At 42.5% G+C, this 19,799-nt stretch carries 20 protein-coding genes and 1 tRNA gene; 12 read left to right on the top strand and 9 right to left on the bottom strand.

Annotated features, from left to right (window positions below; translation table 11 throughout):
* Positions 1-33 precede the first annotated feature (33 nt).
* The 8 genes from EZ437_RS14660 to EZ437_RS14695 all read left to right on the top strand — a co-directional run bounded on the left by EZ437_RS14660 (position 34) and on the right by EZ437_RS14695 (position 7,353).
* Positions 34-1,275: an MFS transporter gene (locus EZ437_RS14660; RefSeq protein WP_131596810.1), complete on the top strand. Its 1,242-nt coding sequence runs from the start codon at positions 34-36 to the stop codon at positions 1,273-1,275.
* 10 nt (positions 1,276-1,285) lie between these two features.
* Positions 1,286-1,831, top strand: a complete 546-nt coding sequence (locus tag EZ437_RS14665) for a carboxymuconolactone decarboxylase family protein (RefSeq protein WP_131596811.1) — start codon at positions 1,286-1,288, stop codon at positions 1,829-1,831.
* A 1-nt stretch (position 1,832) separates the two neighbouring features.
* Positions 1,833-2,378, top strand: a complete 546-nt coding sequence (locus EZ437_RS14670) for a carboxymuconolactone decarboxylase family protein (protein WP_131596812.1) — start codon at positions 1,833-1,835, stop codon at positions 2,376-2,378.
* A gap of 183 nt (positions 2,379-2,561) precedes the next feature.
* A tRNA-Leu gene (locus EZ437_RS14675) sits at positions 2,562-2,643 on the top strand.
* 141 nt (positions 2,644-2,784) lie between these two features.
* Positions 2,785-4,131 (top strand): trigger factor, encoded by a 1,347-nt coding sequence (tig, locus tag EZ437_RS14680; RefSeq protein ID WP_131596813.1) that lies wholly within the window; start codon positions 2,785-2,787, stop codon positions 4,129-4,131.
* 177 nt (positions 4,132-4,308) lie between these two features.
* The gene (gene clpP, locus EZ437_RS14685) at positions 4,309-5,004 is read left to right on the top strand and encodes an ATP-dependent Clp endopeptidase proteolytic subunit ClpP (protein ID WP_131596814.1); all 696 of its coding nucleotides are present in this window, start codon (positions 4,309-4,311) and stop codon (positions 5,002-5,004) included.
* A gap of 2 nt (positions 5,005-5,006) precedes the next feature.
* Positions 5,007-6,251: an ATP-dependent Clp protease ATP-binding subunit ClpX gene (clpX, locus tag EZ437_RS14690; protein ID WP_131596815.1), complete on the top strand. Its 1,245-nt coding sequence runs from the start codon at positions 5,007-5,009 to the stop codon at positions 6,249-6,251.
* Between the two features lie 238 nt (positions 6,252-6,489).
* Complete coding sequence (locus EZ437_RS14695; RefSeq protein WP_131596816.1) at positions 6,490-7,353, top strand: AMP nucleosidase; 864 nt, start codon at positions 6,490-6,492, stop codon at positions 7,351-7,353.
* On the opposite strand, the gene EZ437_RS14700 is transcribed toward EZ437_RS14695, so the two are convergent.
* The 7 genes from EZ437_RS14700 to sppA are packed head-to-tail and all read right to left on the bottom strand — an operon-like array spanning position 7,350 to position 14,440.
* Positions 7,350-7,850: a SixA phosphatase family protein gene (locus tag EZ437_RS14700; RefSeq protein ID WP_131596817.1), complete on the bottom strand. Its 501-nt coding sequence runs from the start codon at positions 7,848-7,850 to the stop codon at positions 7,350-7,352. The genes EZ437_RS14695 and EZ437_RS14700 overlap by 4 nt on opposite strands.
* Positions 7,851-7,875: 25 nt before the next feature.
* Positions 7,876-8,814, bottom strand: a complete 939-nt coding sequence (locus EZ437_RS14705) for a glycosyltransferase family 9 protein (protein WP_131596818.1) — start codon at positions 8,812-8,814, stop codon at positions 7,876-7,878.
* Positions 8,815-8,869: 55 nt separating this feature from the next.
* The gene (gene rfaE2, locus EZ437_RS14710) at positions 8,870-9,367 is read right to left on the bottom strand and encodes a D-glycero-beta-D-manno-heptose 1-phosphate adenylyltransferase (RefSeq protein ID WP_131596819.1); all 498 of its coding nucleotides are present in this window, start codon (positions 9,365-9,367) and stop codon (positions 8,870-8,872) included.
* 2 nt (positions 9,368-9,369) lie between these two features.
* On the bottom strand, positions 9,370-9,924 hold the full coding sequence (locus tag EZ437_RS14715) for a D-sedoheptulose 7-phosphate isomerase (protein ID WP_131596820.1): 555 nt from the start codon (positions 9,922-9,924) through the stop codon (positions 9,370-9,372).
* A gap of 6 nt (positions 9,925-9,930) precedes the next feature.
* On the bottom strand, positions 9,931-10,911 hold the full coding sequence (rfaE1, locus tag EZ437_RS14720; protein ID WP_131596821.1) for a D-glycero-beta-D-manno-heptose-7-phosphate kinase: 981 nt from the start codon (positions 10,909-10,911) through the stop codon (positions 9,931-9,933).
* A 35-nt stretch (positions 10,912-10,946) separates the two neighbouring features.
* Positions 10,947-12,632: a DNA polymerase/3'-5' exonuclease PolX gene (locus tag EZ437_RS14725; protein WP_131596822.1), complete on the bottom strand. Its 1,686-nt coding sequence runs from the start codon at positions 12,630-12,632 to the stop codon at positions 10,947-10,949.
* A gap of 35 nt (positions 12,633-12,667) precedes the next feature.
* Positions 12,668-14,440 (bottom strand): signal peptide peptidase SppA, encoded by a 1,773-nt coding sequence (gene sppA, locus EZ437_RS14730; protein WP_131596823.1) that lies wholly within the window; start codon positions 14,438-14,440, stop codon positions 12,668-12,670.
* Between the two features lie 58 nt (positions 14,441-14,498).
* Between sppA and folK the strand changes: the two genes are divergently transcribed.
* Positions 14,499-14,993, top strand: coding sequence for a 2-amino-4-hydroxy-6-hydroxymethyldihydropteridine diphosphokinase (gene folK / locus EZ437_RS14735; RefSeq protein WP_131596824.1), 495 nt, complete (start codon positions 14,499-14,501; stop codon positions 14,991-14,993).
* Positions 14,994-15,051: 58 nt separating this feature from the next.
* Positions 15,052-15,426: an Hpt domain-containing protein gene (locus EZ437_RS14740; RefSeq protein WP_131596825.1), complete on the top strand. Its 375-nt coding sequence runs from the start codon at positions 15,052-15,054 to the stop codon at positions 15,424-15,426.
* A gap of 6 nt (positions 15,427-15,432) precedes the next feature.
* On the opposite strand, the gene pssA is transcribed toward EZ437_RS14740, so the two are convergent.
* Positions 15,433-16,119, bottom strand: a complete 687-nt coding sequence (gene pssA / locus EZ437_RS14745; RefSeq protein WP_131596826.1) for a CDP-diacylglycerol--serine O-phosphatidyltransferase — start codon at positions 16,117-16,119, stop codon at positions 15,433-15,435.
* A 3-nt stretch (positions 16,120-16,122) separates the two neighbouring features.
* Positions 16,123-17,784 carry a transcription termination factor Rho gene (rho, locus tag EZ437_RS14750; RefSeq protein WP_131596827.1) on the bottom strand — a complete coding sequence of 554 codons (1,662 nt, stop codon included), beginning with the start codon at positions 17,782-17,784 and terminating at the stop codon, positions 16,123-16,125.
* 271 nt (positions 17,785-18,055) lie between these two features.
* On the opposite strand from rho, the gene pyrF reads away from it, so the two are divergent.
* Positions 18,056-18,886 (top strand): orotidine-5'-phosphate decarboxylase, encoded by an 831-nt coding sequence (gene pyrF, locus EZ437_RS14755; protein ID WP_131596828.1) that lies wholly within the window; start codon positions 18,056-18,058, stop codon positions 18,884-18,886.
* Positions 18,883-19,779 (top strand): DMT family transporter, encoded by an 897-nt coding sequence (locus EZ437_RS14760; RefSeq protein ID WP_131596829.1) that lies wholly within the window; start codon positions 18,883-18,885, stop codon positions 19,777-19,779. The genes pyrF and EZ437_RS14760 overlap by 4 nt, the downstream gene beginning before the upstream one ends.
* The last annotated feature ends 20 nt before the right edge of the window (positions 19,780-19,799 follow it).

Consider the following 19,799-nt stretch of genomic DNA (forward strand, 5'->3'; position numbering starts at 1 on the left):
AATTAATTTTTAAGGAAGCTAATTAAAATAAAAATGAGTAGTGTAGCAAATATAGAAGTGGCCGAAGATGCCTCAAAAATAAATAATACTTATCTGGCCTTGTTGTTTGCACTGTGTTTTGTAACGAGTGCCCTTGGCGGAACGGTATCTACGCTCATGTCTGTATATCTCCCTGTGGTCGTAAAAGACCTGCAGGGAGATCTTGGCCCGCAGGAGCTCAATTCTGTAAGCGGATTTATCAATGCGCTGTTCATATTTGGCTGGGCCTTTGGAGGTTTTAGCTGGGGACTGATCAGCGATAGGATCGGGCGGAAAAGTGCGCTGCTGTATGCTATGGTCTGTTATGGTGTATTTACTTTTATGACGGGACTGATGCCTAGCTGGATGGGTGTGGTGATGTGCCGCTTTATGAGCGGATTTGGGGTAGGAGGAGTGCTGGTGGTGTCATTTACCTTGCTGAGCGAGGTATGGCCTAAGAAAAGTAAAGCGGTGGTGACTGGCATCTTGTCTATTGCCTTTCCGGTAGGGATATTTTCGGCAGGACTGATCAACTTTGTAGTATCCTCCTGGAGAGAAGGTTTTTTTGTAGGAGCTGTGCCTGTGGTATTGGCGTTGGTGGGTATGGTTGTGATTAAAGAATCAGACCAGTGGCTGGAGCATCGCAGAGAAAAAGCAAGCGGCCATAAAAAGCCCGTATGGCATTCATCAGAAAACAGGAGAGAATTATTGGTAGGCTCGCTGATGTTCGGTACGATGCTGATCGGCCTTTGGGCCATCTTCTCCTGGTTGCCCACCTGGGTGCAAAGCCTGATACCGGGTGATGCGCAGAAGGAGCGTGGCCTCAGTATGATGTGTATGGGTATGGGCGGTCTGGCGGGTGGCTTTTTCTCAGGCTGGGTAGTCAATCTGATCGGTACCCGTAAGGCAATGCTGCTGAGTTTTGCCGTATGTTCGGTGATGTCGTTTTTGTTGTTTAAATTGAATACCACCTTTTCACCATTGGTGTTTGTTGAGATTGGGTTGCTGGCTATATTTTTTGGGATAAGTCAGGGTGCCCTATCGTCGTTTATCCCTCAGTTGTTCCATACTGGTATCAGGGCTACTGCTACTGGCTTTTGCTTTAACATCGGCAGACTGTTTACCGGAACTGCGGTATTGTTCATCGGCGTGCTGGTAGCAAAATTGGGTGGCTATGGCAATGCGATTTTCATATTCTCTACTGTGTTTTTGGTAGGTTTTGTAGTGGTATTATTTGTAAAAGAAAGAAAAGTTTAACATTATATTTATGGCACATATACAAGTTCCGGAGGGTGTTCCGGGCATAAGATCTTTGGTAATGTTCAGGCCCGAAACGGGAAAATACCTGTACGATCTGGCGCAGGAGTTATTGAGAGGAGATTCGCCTTTGTCGCAGGCCGATAGAGAGCTGATCGCCGCGTATGTCTCAAAACGCAACGACTGCTTTTTCTGCATGAGCAGTCACGCTGCAGCTGCAAGGTGCCTGTACGAAGGCGACGAAGCATTGGTAGATGAGGTGCTGAGAGATATGGAGCGCTCATCAGTAAGTGATAAGCTGAAAGCCCTGCTGCACATAGCAGGAAAGGTGCAGGTATTGGGAAAGGAAGTGACCGAAGGGGATATTTCCGCTGCGCGGGATTTGGGCGCTACGGATAAGGAACTGCATGATACGGTGCTGATAGCTGCGGCCTTTTGCATGTTCAACAGGTACGTGGACGGATTGGCTAGTCTGACGCCGACCGATCCGGAGGTATATAAAGAGATGGGCAAACACATGGTAAAGGGGTATAACCTGCCACCAAAACAAGCATAGTATGGCGCATATAGCATTGGGAAATGAATTGCCGGGCATCAGGGGACTGATGGAATACCGGCCTGAAACAGCGGCTCCGCTAAATGCGCTGGCTGAAATACTGTTGAGAGATGACAACAATAGCTTATCTCGGGGTGAAAGGGAGCTGATAGGTACTTATGTGTCCTACCTGAACGATTGTTTTTTCTGTCAGAATGTACACGGCGCGCTGGCGGGGCATTACCTCGGTTGCGACATTAATCAGATCGATGCGATCAAAGCAGACTTTATGGGTGCGGGCGAGCTGTCGGACAAAATGAAAGCCCTGCTGACTATTGCAGGCAGCGTGCAACAGGGAGGGAAGGCTGTGACCTCTTCGCAGATCTCGGATGCGCGCTCTTTTGGCGCGACCGATACAGAGATTCATGACACTGTTTTGATAGCTGCATCGTTTTGTATGTTTAACAGATATGTGGATGGATTGGGTACTTTGGCTCCGTCTGACAGACAGTTTTATGTAAATCGTGCGCCGCAAAGAGCGGAAGATGGATATTTAATTTTAAGGTAGGGATTGTTGTGGTTGCAGATTATCTCTAGTATATAATTGGTAATCAGGATAGTGGCGCTACGATGGTGTATGAGTAGGTTTAGGCGTAAAACAGGCATTGAAATTTTTATTAAAAATAATTGCAAAACAGTTTTGAGAAATGAAAACTATCTCTATCTTTGCAGTCCTAAAACAATCCTAACTGCGGAAGTGGCGTAATTGGTAGCCGCACCAGACTTAGGATCTGGCGCTTCACGGCGTGGGGGTTCGAGTCCCTTCTTCCGCACAAAAAAATAAGGCCGTTTCGAATTAAATTTGAAACGGTTTTATTTTTAAAGAGGCATTGTTTAAGAAACAAATTTAAAATCGATGTGCTAAGCGAATACCAAATATTCTGATAAACACATCTCAATACGCACAGCTAAAGATGAACATTACACAGGAAAAAATTAATGACTTAAATGCAGTTGTAAAAATTAAAATTGCACCAGAAGATTATACTGAAAAAGTTGAGAAATCTATAAAAGAGCAAGCTAAGAAAGCGAATCTTCCCGGCTTCCGTAAAGGAATGGTTCCTGCAGCACATATTAAGAAGATGTATGGCAGAAGTATCCTGGTAGAAGAGATCAATAACCTGCTGAGCGAGACATTAAATAAACACCTGACTGATAATAAAGTAGACATCCTTGGGCAACCACTTCCGGTATTGGATGATACTAAAGAATTTAAATGGGATTTTACAGACGAATTTGAGTTTGACTATGAACTGGGTCTTGCTCCTGAAGTTGACGTAAACATCACTTCTAAAAATAAATTCACTAAATACGACGTCAAAGCTGATGAAGACACCTTGGCTGCTCGTATCAAAAATATTCGTAAAAGCTATGGCAAAATGACAAATCCTGAAGTTTCGGCAGAGGATGATGTACTTTATGCCGAATTAACACAACTTTCGGCAGATGGTTCAGTTTTTGAAGGTGGCATTAACCATACAGGGTCTATTCGTTTAGACCAGGTGACGGATAAAAAGATTTTGAAATCTTTGGTGGGTTTGAAAAAGGACGATGTAGTAGAACTTGATGTTCAGGGAGCTTTTGACAAGAATGAGGTGATCATTGCCAAATTGTTGAATATCGGTGAAGAAGATGCTAAAGATCTGCAGTCTAAATTCAGTATAACGGTAAAAAATGTAAACCGTTTAGAAGAAGCTGATTTAAACCCTGAGTTCTTTGATAAATTATTTGGTGAAGGAGCGGTAACAGATGAGGCAGGTTTTACTGCCAAAATTACCGAAGAAGTAGAAGGAATGTTTAATCAGGATGCTGACCGTAAGTTGCAGAACGACATTTATACCAGCTTGCTTGAAAGTGTAAAAATGGAACTTCCTGATAAGTTTTTGCGTAAGTGGCTGAAAGCTACCAACGAGAAACTGACTGAGCAGGAGCTGGCAGAGGGATATGAAGATTTTGCTAAGAACCTGAAATGGACTTTAATTGAAAACAAGATCATTAAAGACAACAGCATCGAGATTAAATATGAAGAAGTATTTCATACTGCAAAGCAACGTTTGGATGCGCAGTTCAGGATGTACAGCCCTTCTCCGATGCCTGAGGATCAGCTGGCCCAGTACACAGCAACTTTCCTTAAAGAGAAAGACAATGCAAACAGGATATTTGATGAGGTAAAAGCCCTTAAAGTATTTGATTACATTCAGTCGGCCGCTACGATAGACCAAAAAGAAATAGCTTACAACAAGTTTATAGAATTAAAATAGGCGTACTATTATATATAGCATCATTTTAATTTATATACTTTTACAGATAAGGCGGCTTTATTAAGGCCGCCTTATTTATATAAACAACTATTCAAATTTTACAATACCACAATAAATAATCAACTTAGTTTTTTTACTTTGGTACAATAAACAGGATTTAAGAAACAATACGATATCATGAAGATAGATAAAGACGAATTTAGAAAATATGCTGTTAAACATCACCGTATTAATGGTTTAAATGTAGACCGTTATATAGGTGCGACAAATAGTTCTCCAAAAAGCATGACCCCTTATATCATTGAGGAACGTCAGCTTAATGTAGCACAGATGGACGTGTTTTCGCGTCTGATGATGGACAGGATCATCTTTTTAGGTGATGCGATCTACGATGGAAATGCAAATATCATTCAGGCGCAGCTGTTGTTCCTGCAGTCGACAGACAACCACAGGGACATTCAGATTTATATCAACTCGCCCGGTGGCTCTGTATATGCTGGTCTTGGTATTTACGATACGATGCAGTATATCACACCGGATGTGGCTACAATCTGTACAGGTATGGCTGCCTCGATGGGTGCGGTGCTATTGGTAGCGGGCGCTGCAGGTAAACGTGCAGCGTTGACACACTCACGTGTGATGATCCACCAGCCTTCTGGAGGTGCACAAGGAGTAGCATCAGATATGGAGATCAACCTGAGAGAAATGCTGAAATTGAAAAAAGAGCTGTACGATATTATTGCCACTCATTCGGGGCAAACTTATGAGTGGGTAGAAAAAGCTTCAGACCGTGACTACTGGATGAAGGCAGACGAGGCTAAAAGCTTTGGGATGATTGATGAGGTGCTGGGAAGCAGCAGTAAGAAAGATTAAAAATGGCGAAACAAAACAAAGAATCACGCTGCTCTTTTTGCGGCTCTGGCAAGCAGGATACTTTAATGCTTATAGAGGGTCTGGATGCATACATTTGCGATAAATGTGTAACGCAGGCCAATCAGCTCCTGGTACAGGAACTGGGTAGCAGCAAAAAAGGTAAAGCGCTGGATCCTTCAGTTACCTTGTTAAAACCGCAAGAGATCAAAGCGCATATAGATCAGTATGTAATTGGTCAGGATGATGCCAAAAAGGTATTGTCTGTAGCGGTATATAACCACTACAAGCGCCTGAGCCAGAAGGTAGACAAGGGTGATGAGGTGGAGATTGAGAAATCAAATATTATGCTGGTCGGCGAAACTGGTACGGGCAAGACTTTACTGGCAAAGACGATCGCTAAAATATTGCATGTGCCCTTTTGTATCTGCGATGCGACTGTGCTGACAGAGGCAGGGTATGTAGGAGAGGATGTAGAAAGTATCCTTACACGCCTGCTGCAGGCTGCAGATTATGATGTTGCATCGGCTGAACGTGGCATCGTTTACATTGATGAGGTGGATAAGGTGGCACGTAAGAGCGACAATCCTTCTATTACCAGAGATGTATCTGGAGAGGGTGTGCAACAGGCATTGCTGAAAATCCTGGAAGGAACGGTAGTAAACGTACCTCCTCAGGGCGGACGTAAACATCCGGACCAGAAGATGATCCCGGTGAACACGAATAATATCCTGTTCATTTGCGGTGGTGCTTTTGATGGCATCGAAAGGAAGATTGCCAATAGGTTGCGTACGCAGGCAGTGGGCTATAAAGTGAAAAAAGATGATGTAGAGCTGGATCTTAAAAACCTATATAAATACATTACCCCACAGGATTTGAAGTCATTTGGACTGATCCCTGAACTGATAGGCCGTGTACCGGTATTGACACACCTTAATCCATTGGACAGGGAAGCTTTACGCAACATACTTACTGAACCTAAGAATTCTTTATTCCGTCAGTACGTGAAGTTGTTTGAATTTGAAAATGTAAGCCTGGTATTTGAAGATGAAGTGCTGGATTTCATAGTAGATAAGGCAATGGAATATAAGCTGGGTGCGAGGGGACTGAGGTCTATCTGCGAGGCGATCATGTTGGATGCGATGTTTGAGATCCCGTCGGATCCCTCGATAAAGGAGCTGGTGATCACACTCGACTACGCGGTAGAGAAATTTGAAAAGGCTGATTTTAAAAAGCTGAAAGCTGCATAAAGAATTTGATCCCCGGTAAATTACCGGGGATTTTTTTTATATTGTTATTTGGCATATGCGTCACATCAATGTGAAAAATAACCGTTCTCTTCGAAGAAGGAAAAATAACCATTCTCTTCGAAGACTGCATCCCCTGAAGCTTCGCAACATGGGCGCTGATGTCTTCTCTGAGAAGGTGATTTTTCTGGTCTGAGGGCGCAGAATAAGTAGTAAATGAGAAATCGTAAAATGGAAAAAGATGAATGAAGAAAAAGATGTAAAGAAAGATGAGAAGGTAGTTGCCAAGGCTAAGAAAATAAAAGAGGTGAATTCTCCTGTAAAATCGGGAATGAAATCTAAGGCCGAGATCGTTAAAAATTGGTTGCCGAGATATACCGGTCGGCCGCTGGAAGAATTTGGTGAATATATATTGCTGACGAACTTCAGTAAATATCTGCAGATGTTTTCTGAATGGCATGAGCATGCACCGATCATGGGGCTGGATAAGCCTATGCAAAGTGTAACGGCCAATGGGATTACCATTATTAACTTTGGGATGGGAAGTCCGCTGGCAGCTACTATGATGGACCTGCTGAGCGCAATTGGCCCCAAAGCAGTGCTGTTTTTAGGGAAGTGCGGCGGGTTGAAAAAGAAAAACCAGCTGGGGGACCTGATCCTGCCCATAGCAGCAATCAGAGGTGAGGGGACATCTAATGATTACCTGCCGGCTGAAGTTCCAGCCCTTCCTTCGTTTGCACTACAAAAGGCGATATCAACCACAATACGAGACCACTCCAGGGATTACTGGACAGGAACTTGTTATACCACCAACCGCAGGGTTTGGGAGCATGATAAGGAGTTTAAAAAATACCTGAAAACACTTCGTGCCATGGCGGTTGACATGGAAACGGCCACTATCTTTACTACCGGATTTGCCAATAAGATACCTACAGGCGCGCTGCTGCTGGTGTCTGACCAGCCGATGATACCGGAAGGAGTAAAGACGGCAGAGAGCGATAGCAATGTGACCACCAATTATGTGGAAACCCATTTAAGGATTGGGATTGATTCTTTAATGCAGCTGATCAATAACGGGCTGACTGTAAAGCATCTGCAGTTTTAATCTTCGCTTAGCCCTTTTGGTGTGTCAAAATCCAGCAGTGTACCATTGCCAATACTGATCTCTGCCCAGTCTTCTGTATAGAATGTCAGCGATACGATGCCGCAGGTGGGCAGGTTGTAGATGTCGGCATCGCTGATATAATTTGCCAGATCCGTAAACCCGGGGTTGTGGCCAAATACAGCAATGCTGTCGTATTGGTTGTCAAATGTGTTGATGATCTTTAACAAGGCGATCACATTTGCATTATAGATGCCCATCTCAGTTTTTATCTGATCGGCAGGAATCTGCCATACTTGTGCAAAATGTTTGGCTGTAGTGAAGGCTCTTAATGCAGGGCTGCTGACCAACAACTGAGGTACCTGATCTTTGTCCAGTATTCTTTGGGCCATTTCCGGTGCATTTCTATGTCCTCTGGCATTTAGGGGTCTGTCAAAGTCAGACAGATGGCTGTTGCCCCAATCAGATTTACCATGCCTTATTAATATGAGCTGTTTCATGTACGCGCGTTGAGAACTTATGATGTTAAGAATTTATAAAGTTAACAATTGGATCTGGCGGAATGTTTTTCATGCATTTAAAATGCCCTAGCGGGCACTGCTCCAGTCCAAATTTTGAACATGGCCTGCAAGGTAGTTCAATGCCAACTATCAGGGAATCAGAGATCTGATAGGGAGAAACGCCAAGAAGCTCTGGTGTGGTGCCTCCCCAAATAGAGGCAAGTGGTTTGTTGAATGCTTCTGAGATATGCGTGAGACCAGTGTCAAAGCCTATTACTTTATGGGCTTTAGATACCAGAAATACAGATTGATCCAAGTTTATCGATCCGCAGGTGTCATATACCTGGTCGCCTAATGCAGCTTTGATCTCCAAAGCATTTTCTTTAACATCCGCACCCCCTAATAATACAATAGGAAGGTTAATGCCTCTGCAAATTTCTATAATCTGATTATTGGGCATTCTTTTTGTAAAATGGGTTGCACCAATGATAAACGTGATGAATTTTTGATGATGTGATGGAGGTAGCAGCTCCTGTATGTCGTAATTTTTAGAAATGTAATAGTCAATGGGCTTACCATCGTTTTCTACCCCAAAAAATTTAACTGTATCCATGTATCTGTCTACCAGATGCTTTGATGATATAAATCTTGACCATTTAAATTTTAAGGCAAGCCATTTGTGGATCCGGTCTTTTTTATATGTAGAAGAAGGAATCCGGGTAACTGCTTTTATTATGGAAGTGCGCAGGTTATTGTGCAAGTCTATAATGAGGTCAAATTGTTCTGCTTTGATGGAGCTGATGGTATCAAAAAGCCTGGGTTTTAATAAATGGAGCTTTGTGAGATAAGGATTGTTCTGATAGATGTATTTAAACTGTTCTTTTGTTAAAAAGTGTATTTCTGCATCCGGGAAGCGTTGTTTGAGGCATCGTACTACGGGCGTGGTATAAATAATATCTCCCATTGAACTGAACCGTATAACAAGGATTTTTGAGGGTGTTTTCAATACAGTTCGTCGCTTAATGTTTTTTTATTTTCTCTATGATCAAAGTGGAAGAGTAGCCGGGTAAAAAGCTTAAAACTTCAACTTTACCGCCTCTTTCAAGCGTTTCTGCCGCACCTACTATATTTTCAATCTGATAGTCACCTCCTTTAACCAGTACGTCAGGTTCAACTGATTTGATGAGTGCTAATGGAGTGTCCTCGTTGAAAAAGACTACAGCATCTACAAAGAACATAGCAGCAAGTAATTGCGCCCTGCTAAATTCGTTGTTTATTGGCCTGTCAGCTCCTTTGAGTTTCCTTACAGACTGGTCGGTATTTAATCCAACTACTAATACATCTCCAAGACTGGCCGCTTCATTGAGATAGGCGATGTGACCGGGATGAATGAGATCAAAGCAACCGTTAGTAAAAACAATTTTTTTCTCCTGGTCTTTCCAGTCTCTGATCTTTTCGGTAAGCGCATTGCCCGAAACAATTTTTTGTGTTAAGGATTGTTTTGTGTCTCTGGCCATCGTTAATATAATTGATCTACTGCTGTGCAAAAAATATGCCCGACAAGGATGTGCATTTCCTGTATCCTGGCAGTGTTATCTTCGGGGATGACAATGTTAATGTCGCACAGTTCATTCATACCACCGCCATTTTTGCCTGATAAGCCAATCGTTTTGCAGCCAATGGATTTTGCAGCACGCAGGGCATTTAGGATATTTGGGCTGTTACCGCTTGTGGAGATGGCGATAAACAGGTCTGAGGGATTTGCGAGTGCTTCAATCTGGCGTTCAAAAACCCTTTCAAAACCATAATCGTTACTTATTGCGGTTAGTGCAGAAGTATCTACCGTTAGCGCGATAGCCGGTAAGGCCCTACGCTCTTTAACAAACCTGCCGGTAAGTTCGGCTGCAATGTGCTGGGCATCGGCGGCACTTCCGCCGTTTCCGGCCAGTAATACCTTCCCACCTGAAGAAATCACCTGTGTAATTAATTCACAGCCAGCTTCAATTTGTGGAACTAGGGTAGCGATGACCCTGTCGATGGTCTGTTTATGATAATTTAGTTCTTCTATTACCATAAGGTATTAATTATTTTTTAGGGATCTAATAATTTCATCGGTGGTAGTGGTAGCACTTCCAATATGTTTGATGACAATTGAAGCAGCATAATTTGCCACCATTGAAGCTTCTTCAATGTTAAAGCCCAGGGCCAGACAATAAGACAATGTGGCGATAACGGTATCACCAGCGCCCGTTACATCATATACTTCTGTTGCTACAACAGGAATGACCTTACAATTCTTTTTGCTGATAATGGCAATACCCGCCTCGGAGAGCGTTACAATTAAATAGCTGGCATCTGTTGCATTTAAAATTACATTTGCCGCTTTAATTAAAGCCTCTTCTGTATTTATCCGCTCAGTTTTTGAAGCTTCAGCCAGTTCTTTCCGGTTTGGCTTAATGATAAAAGCGCCCTGGTATTTGCTATAATCCAATCCTTTAGGGTCTACGATGACCCTTTTGTTTAAGGTGTTGCAAAGATGGATGATCTTTAGCGAAATGGAATGGGTAAGCAGTCCTTTATTGTAATCAGAAAGGATTACCAGATCTGCATGCTCAATATGGTCTGATAATGAATTGATAAAGCGCGTTTCCAGATCAGGTAAAATATCATGAATGTCTTCGTTGTCTATCCTCACAATCTGGTGAGTGCCGGCAATGATCCTGGTTTTTACTGTGGTTATCCTGCTTTGATCTTTTATAATGAGGGAGGTACCGATGTTTTTAGCAGCTAACAGTGATTTGATCTCTTCTCCAGGTACGTCATCACCAATTAGGCCTGCCAGTTGTACTTTAGCTCCAAGTTCAATTAAATTACTGGCCACATTGGCTGCCCCTCCAATAATTTTAGTTTCTTTATTTACGTTCACAATTGGAACAGGTGCTTCCGGAGAGAGTCTGTTTGCCGAACCAAAAATATAGTGATCAAGCATCAGGTCGCCTATTACCAATATATTGGGGGCAGGATTGTTATGATAGGCTTGATATAATTTGTCTGCTAGCATGTTTGCGTATGAATGGTCAAATATAGGTATAACGGTTAAATATTACTGATCCTGTTGGCAAACAGGTTTGTGATCTCGGTCAGGGAGTATGCATTTAAACATTGTTTAGCTGTTAAGCCACCTTTTCGACCAATAAATACGCCATAACGCATGTCGTGAAACCCTTCGGTCCTGTGCGCATCTGGATTTATAGAAAGTAATATGCCTTTTTCAAGCGCATAGCGATGCCAGCGCCAGTCGAGGTCTAAGCGTAAAGGATTTGCATTGATCTCTATGACAACATTATTTGCTGCACAGGCATCTATCACTTTGGAATAATCGATGGGATATCCCTTCCTGCTGAGCAGGAGCCGGCCGGTAGGGTGGCCCAGGATAGTAGTGTATGGATTTTCAATTGCTTTGATAAGCCTTGCGGTAGCTTTTTGCTCATCCATACGGAGAATGCTGTGCACAGAGGCAACAACAAAGTCGAATGTCTTAAGAATTTCATCAGGATAGTCCAGGGCACCGTCATACAGTATGTCGCTTTCTATGCCTTTAAAAATACGGAAGGGTGCAAGCCGTGCGTTCAGCGCATCAATCTCCTGGTGCTGACCAAATACGCGCTGTTCATTTAAGCCATTGGCATAAAAAGCAGACTTGGAATGGTCGCAGATGCCGAAGTATTCCAATTGCAGGTGATCCTTAGCATACAGGGCCATTTCCTCGAGGGTATGGACGCCGTCACTCCAGGTAGAATGGTTGTGAAGCGCACCTTTCAGGTCCCGATATTCGATCAACACTGGAAGTTTATTTTCTTTAGCAAGCTGTACTTCATCCAGTCCTTCCCTTAGCTCAGGAGCTACGAAGGCAAGTCCTGCCTTTTGATATATGTCCTGCTCGCCACTGAATGGCCCTTCACCGGCAATTTTCAAAACTTCAGCAACATGCTGTTCATTGCCTGTATGCCTGAACCAGTTAAGGTAGAAGTCAGCTTTTTTAACTACATGGAGTATGATCTTTAATCCGAAAGGACTTGTTGCGGTGCAGGTTCCATCATCTTGTCTCTCAAAAGCGATGGGTTCAAATTCAGGGAGCTTTAGGTAAAGTTCTTCCGTGTTTTCTGCTCCGGCTACGAATTCAATTTCTTCGATTATTTCCAGGCACCGGCGGTAACTGCCTGCAATACCCAAAAGGGGCTCGCCACTGATTCCGTTAAGCCATATGGCGAGGTCCTCGTGTAGTTTGCCGGCCAGTAACTCGGCCTGTGAGAACAGGAATTTGCCGGATGCGGCCATTTTAAATTCAATCAGTTTCCTGATCTCTTCCTGGGTTTTCAAACCAAAGCCCTTAGCTTCAATTAGTCTGTTTTCATTACAGGCGTAATAAAGTTCTCCGATGGTCTCTATACCGAGGTCTTTCCAGATCACCAGGATCTTTTTAGGCCCAATGCCTTTGATGCTCAGCATTTCAACGATGCCTTCAGGAGTTTCAGCAAGCATGGCATGCAATTCGGCCATCGTACCTGTTTGCAGCAATTCCCATACTTTAGCAGAAATGCTTTTGCCAAGACCGTCCACCTGTCCGATCTCTTCCAGGTTTTTAGTTTTTATAGCAAATGGAAGTTTGTCTACCTTAAAAGCAGCATTTGCGATAGATTTGATCTTGAAGGGATTTTCATTATGAAGTTCCATCAATTGTGACAGCAGGCGCAACGTACGGGCAATGGTTTTGTTTTCCATAGCGCTAAATTAGAAAAAGTACAATAGTTATGGAACTATTGTACAGTAATTTCGAATGGCATCCTGGTTTGAATCCCTGATTTGGAGATCGCGGATTTTAGCTGACGATACAGGTTATAGTTGTCGCCCAGCTCTTGTTTGGCAAAATAAGTCTTTACTTTATCAGTTCCATGCTCCATTAACTGTTTTAGCGGATCAATTATTTCCGGATATTCTACAGTTCTGTATTCTTTGATCTTAGCTTTTTTAGCGGCTGCTACGATGGCATCGTTGAAACTTCCTGTCCTGTCGGCCAGTCCGATCTTAACTGCATCGGTGCCAATCCAAACCCTGCCGCCTCCTATGCTGTCGATGTAGGATTTAGATTTTTTACGTCCATCGGCCACACGACTGATAAAGCTGTCGTATATACGGTTTACACTATTTTGGATGATCAGGCGCTCGCCCGGCGTAAGTGGTCTGTTGGTACTCATGATGTCAGCATACTGTCCGGTTTTTACCCCGTCAAATGTGATACCAAGCTTATTGTTGAGGAGATTTTGAAAATTTGGTATCACACCAAATACACCGATAGAGCCTGTAATGGTATTGGGCTGCACAAAGATAGAGTCTGCTGCACAGGCAATGTAATATCCGCCAGAGGCGGCCACATCACCAAATGAGGCGATAACTGGCTTAACCTTTTTGGTAAGAACGATCTCTCTCCAGATGACGTCAGATGCAAGGGCACTGCCTCCTGGTGAGTTGACCCTAAGTACAATGGCTTTAATGCTAGAATCCATGCGTGCTTTTCTGATGGTTCTGGAGATGCGCTCTGATCCTATGACTTCGTCAGAACCTTCGCCACCCATGATGTCACCATTGGCGTAGATGACTGCTACTTTATTTTTGATGGAATAATCAGTGTTTTTAGGGAGGCTTTTAGCATAGTCATTGATGCTGACACTGGTGATGTTTTTTGATTTATCTATGCCGCTCAGTTCTTTTAGCTCATCAAGTACTTCGTCCTTATATTTAAGTCCGTCGACCAGTTTGTATGCCAGCGCATCTTTAGGTTGCTGTATTTTATAATCGTTGGCTATCAGGTGAAGATTTGCAGTGCTGATCTTTCTTGTTTGCGAGATGCCTTCCAGAAAAGTATTGTATAATCCTCCAAGGTAAGCAGTAACCTGCTCACGGTTCTTATCGCTCATTTTATCATTCATAAAAGGCTCAACAGCACTTTTATAGTTGCCCACTCTAATGATTTGGGCTTCTATTCCTAATTTATCCAGCGCCCCTTTAAAGAACATAAGCTTTGCACTAAGACCCTTTAGTTCTAACGCTCCTTCAGGATTAAGGTATACTTTGTCGGCTGCCGAAGCAAGGTAATAGGCACCCTGCGTATAAACCTCACTGTAGGCAATGATCTTTTTTCCACCGCTTTTAAAATCCAGTAAAGCATTTCTGACTTCCCGCATGGTGGCAAAACCAGCATTGGGAGACGTAACACTCAGATAGATGCAATCGATGTTGTCATCTGTCTTTGCTTTCTTTAAAGATTTGATGATGTCGTTAAAGCCGATGCTTTTATCTCCGTTGGAACCCACAATTGGTAAGTTCGCAAATTTATCGTCGGGGGTACGTTCGATAATAGCCTGATCAAGATTCAGATAAAGCACAGAGTTGCTGGTTACGTTAACCGGTTTATCATTGTCTAATGAAGAAACGAGGCCAACTATAACTGCAATAAAAACGACTAAAAAAAGTCCAAGAGAGATGATCACTCCTAAAACAGTTGCAAAAACATACTTGAAAAATTCTCTCATGTGGCAGTTAAGTATTTAATTTGTAAATATAAGTAAAATATTAGCCCTTGGCTTGGATATGGTATTGGATAGCAAAAAAGTTTATTTGTTACTTGGCAGTAACCTTGGGGGAAGAAACCAGTTGATCAGGTCGGCGATTGAGCAGATCAAAGTTGAAATTGGGAATGTATTTGCGATCTCATCCTTTTATGAAACTGCTGCCTGGGGCAAGGAAGACCAGCCGGCTTTTGTAAATGCAGCAGTAGGGGTAGAGACTATGCTTTCTCCGATGTTGGTGTTGCAAAAGGCACTTGACATAGAAAAAGGATTGGGTAGGGTGAGGCATGAAAAATGGGGATCCCGGTTGATAGATATCGATATTATCCTGTTCGCTGAGGAAGTTGTAAACATTGCAGATGTACTGCATATACCCCATCCGCAGATGCAGTTCAGAAAGTTTGTACTGGTACCCCTTGCAGAGATTGCCGGAAATCTGGTGCATCCTCTACTTAATAAAAGTGTATCAGAACTTTTGGAAAGCTTAACTGATAATTTATCAGTATCAAAATTTTAAGTGTAATATTTTGCATGTATAATAAAAATTAATTCTCTTTTACCTAAGTTTGATTTACATGATTGACTATAGTAAAAATAATGAGCCGCTGGATCTTTCTTATCTAAGAGAAATGACCGGTGATAGTACTGAATTTATTATTGAAATGATAGATGTGTTTAAAGAGCAGACACCGCTATATATTACAGAACTGCAGCAGGCTTTGAATGCAAAAGACTGGGCCAGGGTATCAAGCTGTGCACACAAGATTAAACCGACTTTTGCTTATTTGGGCAGGGAAGATGCCAAAGATCATATGCAGATGATAGAGCAGGGTGCACGTGAAACTAATGTTGATGAGGCTGCAGTGACCAGCGCCTGTGAAGAAGTAATCAGTTTTACCGAAATACTGTACGGGCAATTGGATAAGGCAAAGGTTGAACTTTCTAAATAGCCTGATTTAAGCTACAGGGATTTTCCGGAAATGGAGGATTGACAGGCCTATGTATAAAACCAGTATAAAGGGGACAGCAGCAAATTTCAGAAAAGGTATCAATAAGGCTGATAAGATCAGAAATACGTATTTCAGCTTGTTTTGTCGCCAGTTTACAGAACTGAATTTCAAAGAAAATATCCTGATCTCGCTCACCAGCAGCCAGCTCAGCAGTGCTGTGAGTGTAAGCAAAAATATAGTGGCATTGACGATGTCCGGATAATCCTTTTGTATGAAGGGCAGGGAGACTATGAACAGGGTATTCATTGGCGTATTTAAGCCAATAAAATCTTCCGTTTGCCGTGTATCTATATTGAACTTGGCCAGGCGTAAGGCAGAAAATAGGGTGATAAAGAACCCTAGATAAGGTAGGTACGGAGCGTTATAGTCGCTTTTTCCGAGCAGCTGGTACATGACCACACCGGGAAGGAAGCCAAAGCTGACCATGTCTGCCAGTGAATCAAGTTCTTTGCCAATCGGCGATTTTACATTCAATGCACGAGCGGCAAACCCATCAAAGAAATCGAATATTCCGGATAGCAATACAAAGTACGCAGCGGTTTCAAGATCTCCGTTAAAGGCATAAACAATCCCGATGCAGCCTGAAAAAAGATTGGCGCAGGTAACTGCATTCGGGATATGTTTTTTAATCATGAATTAGCTATTCATTGACATTAAAAATTCTTCATTAGATCTGGTATTCTTGATCTGTTTCTGAACAAACTCCATTGATTCCTGAGCATTCATGTCAGCAATGTAGTTGCGCAGGATCCAGATACGTTGTAAAGTATCTTTTCCGTACAACAGGTCGTCTCTTCTTGTGCTTGACGAAGTAATGTCGATAGCAGGGAAGATTCGTTTGTTAGACAATTTACGGTCTAACTGAAGTTCCATATTACCAGTACCTTTAAATTCTTCAAAGATCACCTCATCCATTTTAGATCCGGTCTCTGTCAGCGCTGTAGCAAGGATGGTCAGTGAGCCTCCCTTTTCAATGTTACGTGCAGCACCAAAGAAGCGCTTAGGTTTGTGTAATGCATTGGCATCTACACCACCTGAAAGGATTTTTCCGGACGCAGGAGCCGTAGTATTGTATGCTCTGGCTAAACGGGTAATTGAATCTAAAAGAATGACTACATCATGTCCGCATTCGACCAGGCGTTTTGCTTTTTCCAATACAATATTGGCAATCTTAACGTGGCGTTCAGCAGGTTCATCAAAAGTAGAAGCAATTACTTCAGCCCTAACACTTCTGGCCATGTCAGTTACCTCTTCCGGACGTTCGTCTATCAGCAGGATGATCAGGTATACCTCAGGGTGGTTTTTGGCAATTGCATTCGCTACTTCTTTCAGTAAATTGGTTTTACCTGTTTTAGGCTGTGCTACGATCAGTCCGCGCTGACCTTTACCAATTGGGGTGAACAGGTCTATTATACGGGTGGAATAATTGTTTGCATCTGTGAAAAGATTTAACTTTTCGGTAGGGAACAAAGGAGTAAGGTAGTCAAAAGGGACACGGTCCCTTACATCAGCAGGTAAACGGCCGTTGATGGTCTCTACCCTTACCAATGGGAAATATTTTTCCCCTTCTTTTGGCGGACGGATACTGCCCTTAACAGTATCACCGGTTTTCAGGCCAAATAGTTTGATCTGAGATTGGGATACATAAATATCATCAGGCGAAGACAGGTAATTGTAATCCGCAGATCTTAAGAAACCATAACCATCGGGCATAATTTCTAAAACACCTTCGTTGGTAATGGTATTGTCGAAATCAAGATTGGAATAGCTGTTTTCGGTTTGTTTCTGTTGATTGCTGTTATTTGGATTTTTAGGCCTGTTTTCGGGATGCCTGTTCTTTTTACTTTCGAAAGCCTGTATGGAATTTGGAGCCGGTGCTGCAGCATTTGTAGCTGCCGGAGCTTCAGCTTCAGTTACTTCTGCAGGGACTTCTATCTCAGGCTCGACCTCTGTAACAGCAACTTCTTCCTGCCGTTCTTCTGCACCCGGAAGTGTATCAAATAAAGAAGCTCTGTTGAAAGGTTTGATTACATTACTTTCTGTCTCTTTAGGTGCAACAATCCTTGTTCTCTTGCGGGTAGGTTTTTCTGACGAACCTTCTTTTACTGCTTTTACCTTAGGCGAAGCTTTGACAGCAGCATCAGCAGGCTCAGCTACGACTTCCTGCTCGGTGATCTGAGCAATAATCTCCACCAATTCGGCCTTGCGTAATTCATCGGCGTTTAAGATACCCTGGGCTTTTGCAATCTCACGCAGTTCGGCAGTGAGTTTTTCATTTAATTCTGTTTTATTAAACATTATATAGTTGTAGAGAAATTTTTTAAAAAAGCATTTACCAATAGACCAAAGCAGAAAATACAGCTATAAAACACAGTTAAAGACAAATTTTTACGGGATTTTCTGGAATGATCAGATATACTTTTAGAGAATTATGTTGCAATTGTATGTATTTGTAATCTAATCTCCAAGAAAAATTTAAAATTGTTTAAAATATTTTGCGCTCAAATTTTCAAAACGGGTTTTAATTGACTGCTAAATTTGGCATCTTTGCACTCAAATTTACCTCCTGATGAACAAAGCGCAGTTATTTGAGCAAATCAAAAATAAGAGATCTTTTTTATGTGTGGGACTTGATCCTGTTTTGGAAAATATTCCCAAGCACCTGTTGAAATATGATAATCCGGTACTGGAGTTTAATAAGCAGATCATAGATGCAACTAAAGATCTTTGCGTAGCATACAAACCAAACACTGCTTTTTTTGAATCAATGGGGTTAAAAGGCTGGGAAAGTCTGATCAGGACCTGGGAATATATGCCTAAAGATATTTTTAGTATTGCCGATGCAAAACGGGGTGACATAGGAAATACATCGGCTATGTATGCAGATGCTTTTTTTAATGAATCGAAATCCCAGATGAGTTTTGATGCCATTACGGTAGCTCCATATATGGGTAAAGATTCAGTGGGTCCGTTTCTCAGCTATAAAGATAAATGGGTAATCCTGCTGGCCCTTACATCCAATGCAGGGCATAGTGATTTTCAGCTTCATAGTACCCCCCAGGGGATGCTTTATGAGGAAGTGATCAGGATTTCTTCTGAATGGGCAGATAGCGGGCAGCTGATGTATGTGGTAGGTGCTACCAGGGGTGCTGAATTTGAAAATATACGCAGGCTGGCCCCTGATAATTTTTTGCTTGTTCCGGGCATCGGTGCACAGGGAGGTAGTTTAGCCGAGGTTTGCAAATACGGGTTGAACAAAGAATGTGGCTTGCTGGTTAACTCAGCGAGGTCAATTATCTATGCCGGTAATGGCCCAGATTTTGCAGAAAAAGCGAGAGAGGAAGCATTAAAACTTCAGCAGGAAATGGAGCAGATCTTGTTATCTGCAGGATTGATATGATTAAAACCCCCGATTACAAGTTAATTTTTGCCTTGATGGGCGTAGCCATTGTATGGGGCACTACCTATCTGGGTATCCGCGTGGCGGTAGAGACTATACCCCCCTGGTTTGTTACGGCCATCAGACAGACCATAGCGTCATTAATTTTGCTGATCATATTGCTTCGGAAAAAAGAACTGAAATGGATGGACTGGCCCTACATGAGGCGACAGTTGCTGGTCTCAATTTTAATGATTGTCATTGCTAACGGGATGACTACGGCAGCAGAAAAAACGATACCCAGCGGACTAACTTCTTTGTTAAATGCATTAAACCCTTTAGTTGTGTTCGTTGGAAGTGTAGTGATCGGACTTCAAAAGCCATCGCTGAAAGGCTTTATTGGTCTTATGATTGGGTTTTTAGGTGTCGCCTTCATTTTTAGAGATGGTATTAATGATCTGCTCGACCCCAATTATAAAACAGGTATTCTTTTGTTGTTTATAGCCATTACCGGGTGGGCTGCAGGTACTATTTATACAAAAAAGTACGTATTTCAATCGTCAAATATATTTCTCGACCTGTTCTATCAGTTTGTCTTTTCTGCAATTATACAGTTGGGCCTTGCTTTTTTAGTCTCAGGAGACACCTCGGTAGCTACCTGGAGCAGCACCAGCCTGATGGCTGTGGTTTACCTGGCTGTATTTGGTTCAGTGGTTGGCTACTTTTGCTATCATTACGCTTTAAAGAAGGTAACGGCCACGGATGTTTCCATTCTCTCTTATTTCAATACTGTGATTGCCTTGTTTCTGGGCTGGCTGATCCTCGACGAAGTGATCACTTTTGATATTGTAATTGCCACTGTACTGATCATACTTGGTGTATTTATTACAAACTACAGAAGAGAAAAAATATAGGCTTTTGCTTGTGGACTTTG

It is taken from the genome of Pedobacter psychroterrae (assembly GCF_004331695.1).
Classification (GTDB): Bacteria; Bacteroidota; Bacteroidia; order Sphingobacteriales; family Sphingobacteriaceae; genus Pedobacter; species Pedobacter psychroterrae.